This window comes from Fictibacillus sp. FJAT-27399 (assembly GCF_001510655.1).
Taxonomy (GTDB): domain Bacteria; phylum Bacillota; class Bacilli; order Bacillales; family Fictibacillaceae; genus Fictibacillus_C; species Fictibacillus_C marinisediminis.
The window spans coordinates 655,549-669,917 of the sequence record NZ_LMVC01000001.1; the positions used below are offsets into that span (position 1 = coordinate 655,549).

The window sequence follows — 14,369 nt, forward strand, 5'->3', positions numbered from 1 at the left end:
CCGCAGAAGCCTGTCTGCAAATAAAATGGTACGATATAATAAGAAAAGAGAAAATACAGGGAGGTGTCTGCGATCGGAGCAAAGCATATTACGATTGGAATTGCCGGCCATATTGACCATGGGAAAACAGCACTGACGAAGGCGTTGAGCGGCGTGGATACTGATACGTTAAAAGAGGAAAAAGAGCGAGGCATTACAATTGAACCCGGGATCGCTCATTTTTACCTCGGTGATGGAATCCAATCAGTTATCATTGATGTTCCTGGGCATGAACGGTTCATCCGCCAGATGATTGCTGGCTCAGCAGGAATTGATATGGTCATCCTTGTGATTGCAGCAGATGAAGGAATTATGCCGCAAACCGTTGAGCATCTTGAAATTCTTCAATTTCTGGGAATCACGGATCTAGTTTGTGCAGTTTCCAAGGCAGATAAGGTTAATGAAGAATGGAAGTCATTGCTCCTCGAAGAGATCGAAGAGATGATGAAGAGCTTCTCGTTCCTTAACCATTCTGTTCATTTTGTCGACAGCTTTTCAGGAACAGGGTTGGAAGAACTGAAGTTGGAACTCCTCGGCATGGCGGAAAACGTAACCGCTAAAAATGTCTGCGGTCCATTTCGGCTGCCGATCGACCATTCGTTTACTGTAGCAGGACAAGGAACGGTTGTAAGAGGAACGATTTTAGAAGGTTCCGCCTCTGTCGGTGACACACTGCAAATGGAGCCGGGCGGAGATATAGTAAAAGTAAGGCAGCTGCAGATACACAACAGACAAGTGGATTATGCCCTGGCGGGACAAAGGGCCGCCCTGAATGTCACGGGGATCAAGCATGAGGATGTTAAAAGAGGGCATGTTCTTTTTTCTCCAGGAGAGTATCAAGTTACGGATACATTGGACATCATGCTGCTGTTAACCAAGAATCATAAGAAGATCAAGCAGCGCCAGCTCATCAAATTTTACATAGGAACTACAGAAATCATGGGTAAGATCGTATTCTTTGACAGAAACGAATCTACTGAAAAAGCGGGAGCTGCTTATTGTCAGGTTCGGTTAGTCCACCCGGTCATAGCCAAGCGGGGTGACCGGTTCATTTTGAGGCGTCCTTCTCCTGAAGAAACGATCGGCGGCGGAGAAGTGATCGATCCAAATGGTGGGAAATACCGGTTTGGAGAGGAGACTGTTGCATTCCTGAAGGAGAAAAAAGAGGGTGCTCCAGAAGAATGGATCATCCGTCACCTGCAATCACATCATTTGCTGCACGTGGATGAGATGGCAAAATTGACGGGCATCCCTGCCGTTCTGTCTGGCCATCTACAGCGTTTACTGGCTGAAAAGCACATCGTTGAGGTTTCTTCAGAACATTATGCACTGTCAGAGAGCGTTTCGGAGATAAAAAACAGGATCGTAGAAGAAGCAGCTCGCTTTCATCAGCTATATCCTTTGCGGGAAGGGTTGGATAAAGCCGAACTTCTACAGCGGCTCAAAGGATATCCTGCCTTGTTGATTGAATATGTTTTAAAAGAACTGCTCCATGAAGCTGCATTGCGGCAAAATCAGAATCTGATCGCACAAAGCAATTTTCAGCCGGAGATTCCAAACCAATGGAAAGTGCGTTACCGACAGTTGGAGCAAAGGCTGTTTCAGCAGGGAATTGAGTCAGATCCTTTTGATCAGCTTTACGAACAGGCTGGACTGCCGAAAGGAATGCGACTGGACATCTTATCCTATTTGCGACGCACAGGCCAGGCTGTACAAGCAGGGGGAGACAGGCTGATCCACAGCAAAGCCCTGAATTTGCATATGAAGACATTAAAGGAGAACTGTGCACCGTCCTTTTCCATACAGGAAGCAAAAACGGCATTGAAGGTATCCAGGAAATTTCTTATTCCGTTTCTTGAATTACTGGATCAGCTGGGATATACAGAACGTGCAGGTGATCATAGAAGATGGAATAAGGCATGAAAAAAACTCCGCAGTAATCGGAGTTTTTTTAAGGTTCAATGATGATCAATCTTTCTTTTCGTTCGGTAACACTGCCGATCTTTGCTGCTTGCTTTAATCCTGCGCTATGCAGATCTCTAAGATATGCATCGGCCTGGTTCTCCGGCAGACTGACTAATAATCCGCCGGACGTAACAGCATCACATAATATCCATTGCTGTGTTTCTGTCAGCGACTCATCATACCTGATCAAATCTTCAATCCATTGATGGTTCGCTTTCGTGCCGCCTGGGACGACTCCCTGCATGGCAAGTGCTTCTGTTCCTTCGACGACCGGTGTTCTGGAATAAGAGAGAGCGACCGAAACTGATTCACTGCCTTTAGCCATCTCACTGGCGTGTCCCAGCAAACCAAATCCGGTCACATCGGTCACAGCATTAGGCTGATAGTTAGCAAGGCATTCTGCCGCGGTTTTGTTCAATGAGGCCATGATCTTCGAAACATACCGGACTTGCCCCTCATTCAAACGGTTCTGCTTGATGGCGGTCGTCTGAATGCCGATTCCGATCGGTTTTGTAAGTATAAGAGCATCGCCGGGCTTTAATCCTACATTTTTGTAGATCTGCGCCGGGTGGGCAAAGCCTGTAACAGATAAGCCGAATTTTGGCTCCTGATCATCGATGGAATGTCCTCCAACGATAAGAGCACCAGCCTCTTGCACTTTGTCGGCCGCGCCTTTTAGAATCTCTGCTAATACTTCATGGCCCAATTTTTTTAGCGGAAAACCGACAATATTTAAGACGGTTTTTGGGGTGCCGCCCATCGCATATACATCGCTTAAAGCATTGGCTGCAGCAATTTGTCCGAACATATACGGATCATCTACAATGGGTGTAAAGAAATCTACGGTTTGAATCATGGCAACTTCTTCACTCAGTTTGTATACTCCTGCATCATCAGAAGTTTCCAGGCCGACGATCAAGTTAGAGTCAGCTTCTCTTTCTGGTAAATGGCACAAAACTTGTGCCAGGTCCTCGGGACCGATTTTGCAGCCTCAGCCGCCTTTGGTTGAAAACTGGGTCAAACGGATTTTATCCTGGCTTGTCATGAATTCCACCTCCTTAAATGTAGTATAAACATTTTTGAGGCGAAGTGCGAAAAAGTACAATTAAAAAAAAGAGAAAGAAGAAAGGAGCAGGAACGTGAAGGAAAAGTTGAGGAGATTGCCTGCTGTGAATGCTGTTCTGCAGGCCAAAGATTGGCAGGCGGAGAAATTGGAAGTTCCGGCAGAAATAATTACACGATGGGTTCAGGAAGAAATCAGTAATCTCCGGGAAGCCATACTGAAGGGCAGCTATAATGGAAAAGCCGAAAATACAGAACTACTATCCCGGGTATGTGAAGCAGTCAGCCGCAGGCTTTACGAAGAAGGTCCCTATTTGTTGAAGAAAGTAATCAATGCAACAGGTGTTGTTTTACATACGAATCTAGGGAGGGCAAGGCTGAGCAGAGCTGCCGCAGAAAGGGTGGCCGAGGCTGCGTCTTCCTATACGAACCTTGAATACAATCTTGAAGAGGGATCGAGAGGATCTCGGAATGAGGTTATTGAGAAGCAGATCACATCCATCACTGGCAGTGAAGCGGCATTGGTGGTAAACAATAATGCCGCAGCCGTTTATTTTATCCTGAATGTTTTAGCGAAAGAGAAAGAAGTTATCGTTTCGCGGGGAGAGCTTGTGGAGATTGGCGGCTCCTTTCGAGTGTCATCCCTCATGGAAGAAAGCGGTGCCCGCCTGATTGAAGTGGGCACGACTAATAAAACGCATATGGCAGATTATGAACGAGCGATCACAAGTGAAACGGCTATGATTATGAAAGTCCATAGCAGCAATTTCAAAATGAGTGGCTTTACAAAAAGTATTCCTGCAATCGAACTGCTGAAATTGAAAGAAAAAAATCCGGGACTTATTTTATATGAGGATATGGGGAGCGGATCGCTCTTTCCGTTCTCGCGGTATAAGATCGGAGACGAACCGGAGATAAAGCCAGCCGTTCAGGCAGGAATTGACCTGATCTCTTTTTCCGGGGATAAATTGCTTGGCGGCCCTCAAGCGGGGATTATCGCAGGAAAGAAGGAATTAATAACCGTATTAAAAAACCATCAGCTTGCGAGGGTGCTTCGTGTAGATAAACTTACACTTGCTGCTCTGGAAGCCACTTTGCTCGCTTATCATAATGATGAGAAGGCGAAAGAGATTCCTGTTATCCGGGACATGCTGAGAACACAGGAGGAAATCCAGACACAGGCCGAAAGGATTGCAAGAAAGCTGGAAGGCACGTTCAATTGTACGGTGAAAAAAGGGTTTTCCATGCCGGGAGGCGGAACGATGCCGGATGTGCTATTGCCTGCTTATATAATAGAAGTAACGGATCGTAATCTGTCACCTTCTGAGCTTGCGGAGAAGTTAAGAAAGCAGAGAGTTCCTGTGATCGTAACGGTAAGAAACAATAAATGTGTCATCGATCCGAGGACTTTGGATGAAACGGATGAAAAGGCTCTGATTCAAACGTTCTTAAACCTAAACTAAAAGCCAACGCTTAGGTTGGCTTTTAGAGGAATTACATTTTTCCGCCGTGCTTCTGGCGGGTGTGGTTTCTGTTTTTCACTTTTTTTGATCCGCTCAGCGGTTCAGGCTGTCCTGGATTTTGACCTTTTGGGGCATTTTTGCGAATATCATCAAACCTATTATGCTCTGTCATAAGACCCTCCGTATTGAATAAATTATTCCTTGTTTTGGCATAGTAAAGACATTATGACATCAAACAAAGGAGAAAGAACAATGCCGTATCACAAAGATAAACAACAGGCTTTTCAAGATGCAGAAAAAGGATATTCTCAGGCAGTTTCTGCAAATCAGCTCATTCAAACCCAAGCTGCCGATTATGGCAGAAGGGTAAAAGAACTGAAAAAAGAAGCAGAAGAAGCACTGCAGCAGATCGATAATGCACTCGAAGTGTCCTCTGAAACTCAAAGACAGCAGCTCGAGCAGTACCGTTCAGAGCTCCAAGGATTTATTTCACAATATAACAGCTGATTTATTTTCGTTTTTTTGTCTTTTTATTGTTCTGTTTCTGTGCCTCTGTCAAAGGTTCGTTGGAAGCGTGAAGCTGTTCGTTGCCAAATTCCGTCTCATATCCTGCGCCGCCGCCTTGAGCTTTAGCTGCATTCATTCCCGGACGGATATGATTCGCTTTCCCTTTTGCTTTTGCCATAAGATCCACCCCCCTTGTTCCTTTAGTGTGTGCAGAACAAAGAAAAAAAGCACTCCCTAATTCTGGAGTGCTTTTTATAAAAGAACAGGCTATTTTTTCCTGAACCAATCGACAAGCAGCCAGAGACCGCTTAAGCCAACCAATACATAAATGATTTGCGTTAATGCGGAACCGCTTCCAAAAATTGCGGTAACTACGTTAAAATCAAATAAACCAATCAGACCCCAGTTCAGTGCTCCGATAATTGCAAGAAGTGTAGCAAGTTGTTTTAGAATAGCCATGTGCCCTCAGCTCCTTTCCCAAGAGAGTTATTTAAGTCTCTATATCATACGAAAACGCAAATCTTTGGTGAATGGAAACGAACATAAGATTTTCTTATATTGTTTAATAACATATCTGTTATTTACTTATTGAAAGCACTTTCGTATGATAGGTAAGGGAAGGAAATTGTAGAATGAGTAAAGAGAGAATTTTGCAGTATATGTGCAACTTTTCGACAATTTTTCTCTTGTTTGGTGTATGATTGGTTTGAAGGAGGAGAGTGGAGTTATGACTAAACAACAAAATGACATTTTTAAAGCGCGTTCATCATTTAGCGCAAATGGAAAAACGTACAACTACTATCGACTGAATGCACTCGAAGAAGCGGGTGTGGGCAACGTTTCCAAATTGCCGTACTCCGTTAAAATTTTGCTTGAATCCGTTTTAAGGCAGCATGACGGCAGAGTAATTCTAAAAGAACATATTGAGAACCTAGCGAAATGGGGAACTCCAGAACTTAAGAATATCGATGTTCCTTTCAAGCCGTCACGTGTAATCCTGCAGGATTTTACAGGTGTGCCTGCTGTCGTTGACTTGGCTTCTCTTAGAAAAGCCATGAAAGATATGGGTGGAGACCCTGCTCAAATTAACCCTGACATTCCGGTTGACCTTGTAGTTGACCACTCTGTACAGGTTGATAAATATGGAACAGCTGATTCTTTAAATGTAAACATGAACCTTGAATTTGAACGAAACGAAGAGCGCTATAAGCTGTTAAGCTGGGCTCAGTCCGCGTTCGATAACTATCGTGCGGTGCCGCCTGCTACAGGAATTGTCCATCAGGTAAACCTTGAGTATCTTGCTTCTGTCGTGCAAAGCCACGAAGTAGAAGGGGAACTTGAAGCTTTCCCTGATTCACTTGTTGGAACGGACTCCCACACAACAATGATCAATGGTCTTGGTGTATTAGGATGGGGTGTCGGCGGAATTGAAGCCGAAGCTGGAATGCTTGGACAGCCATCTTATTTCCCAGTACCTGAAGTAATCGGCGTGAAGCTTGTCGGTGAACTTCCTGACGGTGCAACCGCAACTGACCTTGCGTTAAAAGTGACACAAGTTCTGCGCGAAAAGAAAGTAGTCGGCAAGTTTGTTGAATTCTTTGGACCTGGGCTTGCGGAAATGCCGTTGGCAGACCGTGCCACGATCTCCAACATGGCGCCTGAGTATGGCGCGACTTGCGGATTCTTCCCTGTAGACCAAGAAGCGCTAAACTATCTTCGGCTTACTGGAAGAAGTGAAGAGCAGATCACCCTTGTTGAAGAATACAGCAAAGCAAATGGCTTATTCTACACACCGGGAGCTGAAGATCCGATCTTCACTGACGTAGTTGAAATCGATTTAACACAAATTGAATCCAATCTTTCCGGTCCTAAACGCCCTCAAGACTTGATTCCGCTGTCTAAGATGAAAGAAGCTTTTAATAAAGCGCTTGTTTCTCCTCAAGGCAACGCAGGATTCGGTTTAACAGACGAAGAGATCAACAAGGAAGTTAAAGTGAAGCATCCGAGCGGAGAAACATCTGTCTTGAAAACGGGAGCAGTTGCTATCGCTGCGATCACAAGCTGTACAAACACATCTAACCCATATGTAATGCTTGGTGCCGGGCTTCTTGCAAAAAAAGCCATTGAAAAAGGACTTAAAGTTCCAGCTTATGTGAAAACATCTCTTGCTCCTGGATCAAAAGTTGTTACAGGATATTTAGAAAAAGCAGGACTTATGTCTTACCTTGACCAATTAGGCTTTAACCTTGTCGGATACGGATGTACGACTTGTATCGGTAACTCCGGCCCACTATCTCTTGAGGTAGAACAAGGCATCGCTAAAAATGATCTTACGGTTACCTCTGTACTTTCAGGAAACCGTAACTTTGAAGGACGAATCCATCCGCTGGTAAAAGCGAACTATCTCGCTTCTCCTCCGCTTGTTGTGGCATACGCGCTTGCGGGAACGGTAAACATCGATCTTCAAAATGATTCATTTGGCAAAGACAGTGAAGGCAACGATGTTTATTTCAAAGATATCTGGCCGTCTTCTGCTGAGATTAAAGAAGCGATGAACCAAGCGGTTACACCGGAAGTGTTCAAAAAAGAATACGAAAGTGTTTTTGATGAGAACGCTCGCTGGAACGCATTAAAAACAAGTGCTGAAAAGCTTTACAGCTGGGATGCAAACTCAACCTACATTCAAAACCCGCCGTTCTTTGAAGAACTTTCTGCTGACTTGAAAGAAATTCAGCCGCTGAAAGATCTTCGCCTGATCGCGAAGTTCGGTGATTCAGTTACAACTGACCACATTTCTCCAGCAGGTGCAATCGCTAAAGATTCTCCAGCAGGAAAATATTTGATCAGAAACGGTGTAGAGCCTCGCGAGTTTAACTCTTATGGTTCACGCCGCGGTAACCATGAAGTGATGATGCGCGGAACGTTCGCCAACATTCGTATCCGCAACCAGATCGCACCTGGAACAGAAGGCGGCTGGACAACATACTGGCCGAAAAATGAAGTAATGAGCATTTATAAAGCTGCAATGAAATATAAAGAAAACAACACAGGCTTAATGGTCATCGCCGGGAAAGATTACGGAATGGGAAGTTCTCGTGACTGGGCAGCAAAAGGTACAAACCTTCTTGGTATCCAAACGGTTCTTGCTGAAAGTTTTGAACGGATCCACCGCAGCAACCTCGTGTTGATGGGTGTGCTTCCTCTTCAATTCAAAGAAGGCGAAACTGCAGAAACGTTCGGTCTTACAGGCAAGGAATCCTTTACTGTACAAGTTGACGAGAATGTAAAGCCGCGTGACGTAATTAAGGTTACGGCCGTGACTGAAGAAGGATCAAAAATTGAGTTTGAAGTCATCGCACGCTTCGACAGTGAAGTAGAGATTGACTACTACCGCCATGGAGGAATTCTTCCAATGGTTCTTCGCAACAAAATTTCCAACAAACAGCCTCAAAACTAAATGAATATTGAAGCTCTCCTTTGGGAGGGCTTTTTTATTTTTCTGAAATTTGAATAATAACATTTTTTCCTGTCCATAACAGTAACAGAATATGGATGATGGAGTGATGATTTTGAGGAAGAACAGACACATCTCGTTTAAGGACCTGGTCAGAGAAAACAAGAGGGAACTGCTGGGCGATCAGGAAGCCATGGAACGAATTGAGAAGAAACTTGAAGAAAAGCATACAAAAAAAGCCTAATGGAGACAGGAAGTTCCTGTTTCTTTTTTTATTTTGAGTAAATATTATGTAATGAAGGAGGCAGATATATATGAGCAACCCGAAAAGACATCCGCAATCCTTTGTACCCAGCCATCTGGGGACACAGCCAAGAGAAGGAAAAGGCAATAAGGGAAAACAAATGGCCAACAAAGGCAATGAACATCCTGATTATGTGCCCACAAAAGGCTGAATAAAAAAGAGGTTCTATTGCTGCACGTCAGCGATAGAACCTCTTTTTTGACATTTTCCGAATGAAAACTCTGGCATTTCCTTCTTGTTTTGTTCACTACCACCATATAAATCAACATATTTAGCGAAGTATGTAGTAGATGAGAAATAGGAGGGGTACGGTTGATAACTGCAGAAGTGAAACCATTGCCTGTCTCAACCAAGAAGGAAGATCAGGACGTTTTATATCGGGAGCTTGAATTACAGATGCAGCGTCTCGGTCATCTTGTTCCTTTTCGTGAAGAATTAAATTGGGGAAATGAAATAGGATCGGTTGAGATTGGGCCTGACTCAATCATAAATAAACTTAAAAAAGCTGCCGCTAAAAGCGACGGTGTTCTTTTGCTTTATGCAAAATTAACAAAAGGCACGGTCTATCAGCACATTATCATGCATCCGAATGTGGAAGGGTTCTATCTCCCGTTCCGGTTTGAAGAGCCATTCTTCATAACGGTGAAAAATAAAAAAATTTGGATCGGTTCCTCAGTCAGGCTTGCGGAAGAGCTTAATTGGCTCGGTATTACCATGCAGAACCTGGAGGACAAGGAAGTGGTGGATTGCTGGAACGCTTTTAAAGAATTATGCGATCTCAGCATCGAATATCATTCGCCAGTCATTATGAACAGAAATTAGCCCGGAATATTTTTTCCTCTTTGATACAAACTATGTTTGATTCAAATTTAGAGGAGGGAAAATCCCGATGGTTAAACCAGACGACAGAAGCAATAATGTTGAAAGGCTGCAGCAGATGGTAGAAAATACGCAGCAAAACATTCAGGAAGCAAATGAATCTGTTCAGAATACAGATATGACTTCCCAGCAAAAAGAACAGATCAAGAACAAGAACGAGAGAAGAGAAGAAAGCATTCAATCGTTTCAGAGCGAGATTGAAGATGAGCAATCTTACCGCAATAACCAATAGATAAAAGAACCGCCCCCTGCTGTAACATTCGTTGCGATAGGGGGTTTTTTGCATATTGCTTCAGCCGTGCACCTTCACTGTGTTACACTTTATTGGAATGGCGGATAAAGGAAAATATAAGACAGGTGATGACAGAACATGTTAGTTTCAGAAGCAAAAGTGGACGTAAGGTATGCAGAAACAGATCAAATGGGTGTCGTCTATCATGCCAATTACTTAGTTTGGTTTGAGATTGGCCGGACGGCATTTATTGAAGATCTCGGATTCAGCTATGCACAGATGGAGAAGGATGGAATTTTATCTCCAGTCACTGAGATCCATGCCAATTATAAGAAGCCTCTAACATATGGCGATCAGGCCAAGATTTTCACATGGGTGGATGAATATACAGGGCTGAAGGTAAAATACGGTTATGAAATCAGAAATTCCAAAGATGAGCTGTGTGTGACTGGGAATTCGACACATGTTTGTGTCAAAAAAGATTCATTTCGTCCCATTTCAATTAAGAAAGTTTTTCCGGATTGGCATCAGGCTTATGAAGCACAGAAAAAACAAAAGCAGGGATAATCATGGCATTCGGTTTAGCAAGACAAGAGCTGAACGATTGGAAGAAACGAGCGGCCAGCGGCAAAATTGCTTTTATTACTCATTTTTGGTATGATCCCCGCTTTCCTGATATGAAAACGGTCACGAAGGTTGGCTGTTCAGATCTGATAGCCTTAGAAGAATGGGGTAAGAAGTATGGCCTAAAGAAAGAATGGATCCATCACCGCCATGGCTATCCCCACTTCGATCTGATGGGGCACAGGCAAACAGCAATTCTTCGGGCAGAAAACAAAATGGATCAGGTAGAAAGGCTGATAAAAAAGACAGAAAAGAGGAATCGGTAATCACGATTCCTCTCATTTGTTTATTCATACTGAAAATCGATCGTTTGACCGTCTTCATCCACGTCGATGTTCAGGTTATGATCATCGAAATACCACATGTCATCTCGTTCAACGTAGAATGTAATTCCATCCTTCTGAACTTCAGAACCTGCTTCTTTCGGCTGTTCTTTTGCAACTCCCAGTGAAAAGCCGCTCTGGACTGTACTGCAGCCGCCAAGCCTCACAAAAAAACGCACAAAATCTCCGGTTTTTATTTCCATTTCGTTCTTATACCATGCAACAGCAGAGTCCGTAATGTTCATCTTCATAGTAGTAAGTAAAACCTCCTTGAGAGCCTGATTGTAACATTCCATTCCTCATCTTTGCTACTATAGCTGAAGCCTCTCATCAAATAAAGAATTTTGTTTTAAATGAAACATGTTATAATAATATCGATACATACCGGACAGAAATACAGGTAACATATAAGGGGACAATAGTGTGAAACATAGAGTAGCAAAGGTTTTTATTTCCATGCTTCCGCAAAATGGGATCTCCCGTATTGCCGGTTCCTTGGGAAGAACAAAAATGAGCAAATGGTATGTTAAACCATATGCCAAAATGTATGACATTAACTTATCAGAAATTGAAAAACCAATACAGGACTATAAGCACCTTACTGAATTTTTTTCAAGAAAATTAAAGATCAATGCGCGCCCGATTGATAATTCGGCTGACTCGATCATTTCTCCGGTTGACGGAGTGGTATCTCAGTTTGGACGAATTCAAAAGGGGACGATCATCCAGGCGAAAGGAATCGATTATTCGGTGCATTCTTTATTGGGTGAGGCGAAAGAGGACTTTGAAGAAGGAAGCTTTGTTACGATCTATTTAAGTCCAAAAGATTATCACCGCATCCATATGCCGCTTGACGGAAAAATAACTTCGAGCACGTATATACCGGGGCGTCTGTTTCCTGTCAACGATATCGGCCTTAATCATGTCAAAGGGCTCTTTACGAAAAATGAAAGACTCGTCACCTATGCTGACACAAAAGCAGGGGAGATCGCCATCGTGAAGGTCGGAGCATTCATCGTCGGAAGTGTGCAAGTGGCATACAGCGAGCCGTATAAACGGGCAAGAAAAAAGGTGCTAAAAACAGAGCATCCCTCTGAACGATATAAAAAAGGGGAAGAAATCGGCCATTTTGAATTCGGTTCGACCGTCATCTTAATCTTTCAAAACGGAAAAATGGAGCTCGATCCATCTGTCAAAGCCGGTTCAACTGTTAAAATGGGCCAAAGAATAGGAAAGATTAAAGCCCGTTAATTACGGGCTTTTTTGCATCCTTTTAAAACAGTGGCTTTAGCAGCGAAAAAGTAAAAGAAGAAAGGAAGGAAAAGTTCATGAGCTTCTTAACAATTGAACAATTATTTCAGCAGGCGAAGGCGGATTTTTCAGTGTCCGACATCATATCACCTCATGTACGAATTCTGTTTATCCTGGAGTCCCCGCATCGCGAGGAAATCAAACATCATATACCGTTGGCCGGTTCTTCAGGGAGGTCGGTAAGCAAAGTTTTATTTGAAGGGAAACAAAGCCTCCCCTTTGGATTGCTGCTGAAAGAAAATAGCGATAAGAAACCTTATTGCCATCTTGGCATCTTGAATGTTTGCCCGTTTCCGCTGCAGAGCGCAGCGATTCCAGATAGCAAATGGTGTGATAGCCACCCTGAATTTGTGAGTGCTGCGGAAAAAGTCCGTGTGGGGAATGATAAAGATGTGTACAGGGACGAAACATGGAATGCTTTCCAGGAAATCATGCAGCAGGATTTTAACCAAAGGTTAACCGAACTTGTCTATCAGCCTTTGGTCATCGTCCCGTGCGGACGGTTTGCACAGAAACAGTTCCGGCTTGCTGATGTCCAGTCTTCCAACTGGAAAGTTGTCAGCGATGTCCCACATCCTTCCTATAATTCCTGGTCAAAGGATCGGTATAGTGCACAGATAGCCGAGGTTACTGAGGCCGTGGGTTACATTTAAAAAAAGAAAAGCATGCTTACACCATACAGGACGGCAGTAATTCCTGCAGCAATAAGCGCGGGCTTCAGTTTGTATTTCGCATAGTCAATGACTGGAAGATTCAATATCCGGGCGATCGTGTTCGTATCATCGCTGAGCGGTGATGCAAAGGCTCCGAACGTTCCACTCGCGAATACTGCTCCGATCACAAGAGGAAGGGAGATGCCGGCAGCTTGGGACATGGAGATCCCGAGCGGCATCAGAATGCCCCATGTTCCCCAGGCTGAACCAATAAAATATGACACTGCTGCACCGAAAACGAATAGAGCAGGAGTAACGAATGCGGAAGGAATCCATCCTGAATGGTCGGTAATAAACCGCGAGAATCCCAGCTTGTCGGTCACGGAGGACAAGCCCCAGACGACGGTAAGCAGTACGATAACAGACATCAGCTCATTTCCGCCGGCAATGAAGCCCTCCATCAGGGGCCCCGTTTTCACACCTTGAAATCGGTAGTAGACGAACGAAAACAATATGGTGATGATAAGAGCCATCACCATGGCATCTAGTACATCCGCTTTAATGAAGGCGTTAAAAAATCCTTCACTTTTTTTGCTCCCGTCCCACCAAGTGAGGAATAACGTGAGAGAAACGGCAATAATCAACGGAATGAGCAAGTTCCACGGCTTGACGGGAAGATCTTTTGACACCGCAGGATCACAGTTATGCCAGTCATCTTCCTCAGTTTCGATGGACTCATTGCTGCTCATGGGCTGTGAGCTGGAATGGTGGAAAAAGCTTAAATAAATGCCAAGGATGATCATAACAATTGAAAAAAAATTATAGGGAATGCTTTGGATAAAGAGGGAATAGGCATCGCCTTTTATCTTTTCATTCTCTAAAGCCATATCAACGATGGAAGTCATATAGCCTACAAAAGCGGTCGCGATCGGGATGAGTACAATGATCGGCGTCGCTGTAGTTTCGATGACAAACCCCAATTCCTGGGTAGACATTTTTACTTTTTTCATCAATGACCTCATGATCGGAGCAATGGTTACGAACCGGAAGCTGGGTGCGCTGAATGTGCCGATCGTAGAAACGTAAGTTAAGAACAACGCTCCTTTTTTTGTCTGAATCCTTGAAGAGGCTGCTTCTACGAAACCGCGAATACCGCCTGAAAGTTTAATGATGCCGACCAGTCCTGAAAAAGCATAAAGAAACAACAGGATTTTCAGGTTGCTTTTATCGGTTAAACCCTCAATGACAAAAGTGATCATTTTTTTGAGACCGCCGATGAGGGAAGGCTCCAACAGGTAGCAGCCCGCCAGAAAGCCGATAAATAAGCCCGGCAGAACTTGCCTCGTTTTAACCGCTATGGGAATGACAACAAGAAAAGGTATGATGGACAGCCAAGTTTGATTCATAATGCCCCCCGATTCATCTGGATTGACTAATCATTATCATGTGATGCTCAAGGGAAATTATTCTTGATCGTTCATGAATCGCCAACAAAGCCTTACCGGCATACACTATTATGTATGCCGCAAGATCTGTTTGCAGCATGTAGAGGT

The 14,369-nt window shown here is 43.9% G+C and carries 18 protein-coding genes; 12 read left to right on the plus strand and 6 right to left on the minus strand.

The features are described 5' to 3' along the window. The first annotated feature begins 63 nt into the window (after positions 1-63). A complete protein-coding gene (gene selB, locus AR335_RS03335) occupies positions 64-1,962 on the plus strand; it encodes a selenocysteine-specific translation elongation factor (protein ID WP_062231987.1) in 1,899 nt (632 codons plus the stop codon). Between the two features lie 28 nt (positions 1,963-1,990). Here the strand turns inward: selB and selD are convergent, their stop codons facing one another. Further along, positions 1,991-3,049 carry a selenide, water dikinase SelD gene (gene selD / locus AR335_RS03340; protein WP_082683333.1) on the minus strand — a complete coding sequence of 353 codons (1,059 nt, stop codon included), beginning with the start codon at positions 3,047-3,049 and terminating at the stop codon, positions 1,991-1,993. A 94-nt stretch (positions 3,050-3,143) separates the two neighbouring features. Here selD and selA point away from each other — a divergent pair, with 94 nt between their 5' ends. Then, positions 3,144-4,529: an L-seryl-tRNA(Sec) selenium transferase gene (selA, locus tag AR335_RS03345; RefSeq protein WP_062231992.1), complete on the plus strand. Its 1,386-nt coding sequence runs from the start codon at positions 3,144-3,146 to the stop codon at positions 4,527-4,529. A gap of 31 nt (positions 4,530-4,560) precedes the next feature. On the opposite strand, the gene AR335_RS03350 is transcribed toward selA, so the two are convergent. Further along, complete coding sequence (locus AR335_RS03350; RefSeq protein WP_062231995.1) at positions 4,561-4,701, minus strand: small acid-soluble spore protein P; 141 nt, start codon at positions 4,699-4,701, stop codon at positions 4,561-4,563. 80 nt (positions 4,702-4,781) lie between these two features. Between AR335_RS03350 and AR335_RS03355 the strand changes: the two genes are divergently transcribed. Beyond that, complete coding sequence (locus AR335_RS03355) at positions 4,782-5,036, plus strand: hypothetical protein (RefSeq protein WP_062231997.1); 255 nt, start codon at positions 4,782-4,784, stop codon at positions 5,034-5,036. Position 5,037: 1 nt separating this feature from the next. Here AR335_RS03355 and sspO read toward each other — a convergent pair whose 3' ends face one another. Beyond that, positions 5,038-5,214, minus strand: coding sequence for a small acid-soluble spore protein O (gene sspO / locus AR335_RS03360; protein ID WP_062231999.1), 177 nt, complete (start codon positions 5,212-5,214; stop codon positions 5,038-5,040). Between the two features lie 89 nt (positions 5,215-5,303). Next, positions 5,304-5,495, minus strand: a complete 192-nt coding sequence (locus AR335_RS03365) for a DUF378 domain-containing protein (protein WP_053354375.1) — start codon at positions 5,493-5,495, stop codon at positions 5,304-5,306. 268 nt (positions 5,496-5,763) lie between these two features. Here AR335_RS03365 and acnA point away from each other — a divergent pair, with 268 nt between their 5' ends. From acnA to AR335_RS03395, 7 genes are all read left to right on the plus strand, one after another. Beyond that, positions 5,764-8,493, plus strand: a complete 2,730-nt coding sequence (acnA, locus tag AR335_RS03370) for an aconitate hydratase AcnA (RefSeq protein WP_062232001.1) — start codon at positions 5,764-5,766, stop codon at positions 8,491-8,493. 112 nt (positions 8,494-8,605) lie between these two features. Continuing rightward, entirely contained in the window at positions 8,606-8,734 is a 129-nt protein-coding gene (locus tag AR335_RS22895; protein WP_082316242.1) for an FbpB family small basic protein, read from the plus strand. A 70-nt stretch (positions 8,735-8,804) separates the two neighbouring features. Beyond that, positions 8,805-8,945: an acid-soluble spore protein N gene (locus AR335_RS03375; protein WP_053354373.1), complete on the plus strand. Its 141-nt coding sequence runs from the start codon at positions 8,805-8,807 to the stop codon at positions 8,943-8,945. A 161-nt stretch (positions 8,946-9,106) separates the two neighbouring features. Further along, on the plus strand, positions 9,107-9,616 hold the full coding sequence (locus AR335_RS03380) for a hypothetical protein (protein WP_062232003.1): 510 nt from the start codon (positions 9,107-9,109) through the stop codon (positions 9,614-9,616). Between the two features lie 67 nt (positions 9,617-9,683). Then, a complete protein-coding gene (tlp, locus tag AR335_RS03385; protein ID WP_062232005.1) occupies positions 9,684-9,905 on the plus strand; it encodes a small acid-soluble spore protein Tlp in 222 nt (73 codons plus the stop codon). 138 nt (positions 9,906-10,043) lie between these two features. Further along, positions 10,044-10,472, plus strand: coding sequence for an acyl-CoA thioesterase (locus tag AR335_RS03390; RefSeq protein ID WP_053354370.1), 429 nt, complete (start codon positions 10,044-10,046; stop codon positions 10,470-10,472). A gap of 2 nt (positions 10,473-10,474) precedes the next feature. Then, complete coding sequence (locus tag AR335_RS03395) at positions 10,475-10,795, plus strand: hypothetical protein (RefSeq protein WP_062232007.1); 321 nt, start codon at positions 10,475-10,477, stop codon at positions 10,793-10,795. Between the two features lie 20 nt (positions 10,796-10,815). Here the strand turns inward: AR335_RS03395 and AR335_RS03400 are convergent, their stop codons facing one another. Next, positions 10,816-11,103: a HesB/YadR/YfhF family protein gene (locus AR335_RS03400; protein WP_053354368.1), complete on the minus strand. Its 288-nt coding sequence runs from the start codon at positions 11,101-11,103 to the stop codon at positions 10,816-10,818. 172 nt (positions 11,104-11,275) lie between these two features. On the opposite strand from AR335_RS03400, the gene asd reads away from it, so the two are divergent. Both asd and AR335_RS03410 read left to right on the plus strand, forming a co-directional pair. Beyond that, on the plus strand, positions 11,276-12,103 hold the full coding sequence (gene asd / locus AR335_RS03405; RefSeq protein WP_062232009.1) for an archaetidylserine decarboxylase: 828 nt from the start codon (positions 11,276-11,278) through the stop codon (positions 12,101-12,103). Between the two features lie 77 nt (positions 12,104-12,180). Beyond that, complete coding sequence (locus AR335_RS03410) at positions 12,181-12,816, plus strand: uracil-DNA glycosylase family protein (protein ID WP_062232011.1); 636 nt, start codon at positions 12,181-12,183, stop codon at positions 12,814-12,816. Here AR335_RS03410 and AR335_RS03415 read toward each other — a convergent pair. Beyond that, positions 12,813-14,222 (minus strand): Na+/H+ antiporter NhaC family protein, encoded by a 1,410-nt coding sequence (locus tag AR335_RS03415; protein ID WP_053354365.1) that lies wholly within the window; start codon positions 14,220-14,222, stop codon positions 12,813-12,815. The genes AR335_RS03410 and AR335_RS03415 overlap by 4 nt on opposite strands. Positions 14,223-14,369: the final 147 nt, after the last annotated feature.

Bases quoted from the DNA above. Each gene is read 5' to 3' on its own strand.
- AR335_RS03350 (WP_062231995.1), bottom strand. From the start codon at position 4,701: ATGACAGAGCATAATAGGTTTGATGATATTCGCAAAAATGCCCCAAAA.
- AR335_RS03355 (WP_062231997.1), top strand. From the start codon at position 4,782: ATGCCGTATCACAAAGATAAACAACAGGCTTTTCAAGATGCAGAAAAA.
- sspO (WP_062231999.1), bottom strand. From the start codon at position 5,214: ATGGCAAAAGCAAAAGGGAAAGCGAATCATATCCGTCCGGGAATGAAT.
- AR335_RS03365 (WP_053354375.1), bottom strand. From the start codon at position 5,495: ATGGCTATTCTAAAACAACTTGCTACACTTCTTGCAATTATCGGAGCA.
- acnA (WP_062232001.1), top strand. From the start codon at position 5,764: ATGACTAAACAACAAAATGACATTTTTAAAGCGCGTTCATCATTTAGC.
- AR335_RS03375 (WP_053354373.1), top strand. From the start codon at position 8,805: ATGAGCAACCCGAAAAGACATCCGCAATCCTTTGTACCCAGCCATCTG.
- tlp (WP_062232005.1), top strand. From the start codon at position 9,684: ATGGTTAAACCAGACGACAGAAGCAATAATGTTGAAAGGCTGCAGCAG.
- AR335_RS03390 (WP_053354370.1), top strand. From the start codon at position 10,044: ATGTTAGTTTCAGAAGCAAAAGTGGACGTAAGGTATGCAGAAACAGAT.
- AR335_RS03395 (WP_062232007.1), top strand. From the start codon at position 10,475: ATGGCATTCGGTTTAGCAAGACAAGAGCTGAACGATTGGAAGAAACGA.
- AR335_RS03400 (WP_053354368.1), bottom strand. From the start codon at position 11,103: ATGAAGATGAACATTACGGACTCTGCTGTTGCATGGTATAAGAACGAA.
- AR335_RS03410 (WP_062232011.1), top strand. From the start codon at position 12,181: ATGAGCTTCTTAACAATTGAACAATTATTTCAGCAGGCGAAGGCGGAT.
- AR335_RS03415 (WP_053354365.1), bottom strand. From the start codon at position 14,222: ATGAATCAAACTTGGCTGTCCATCATACCTTTTCTTGTTGTCATTCCC.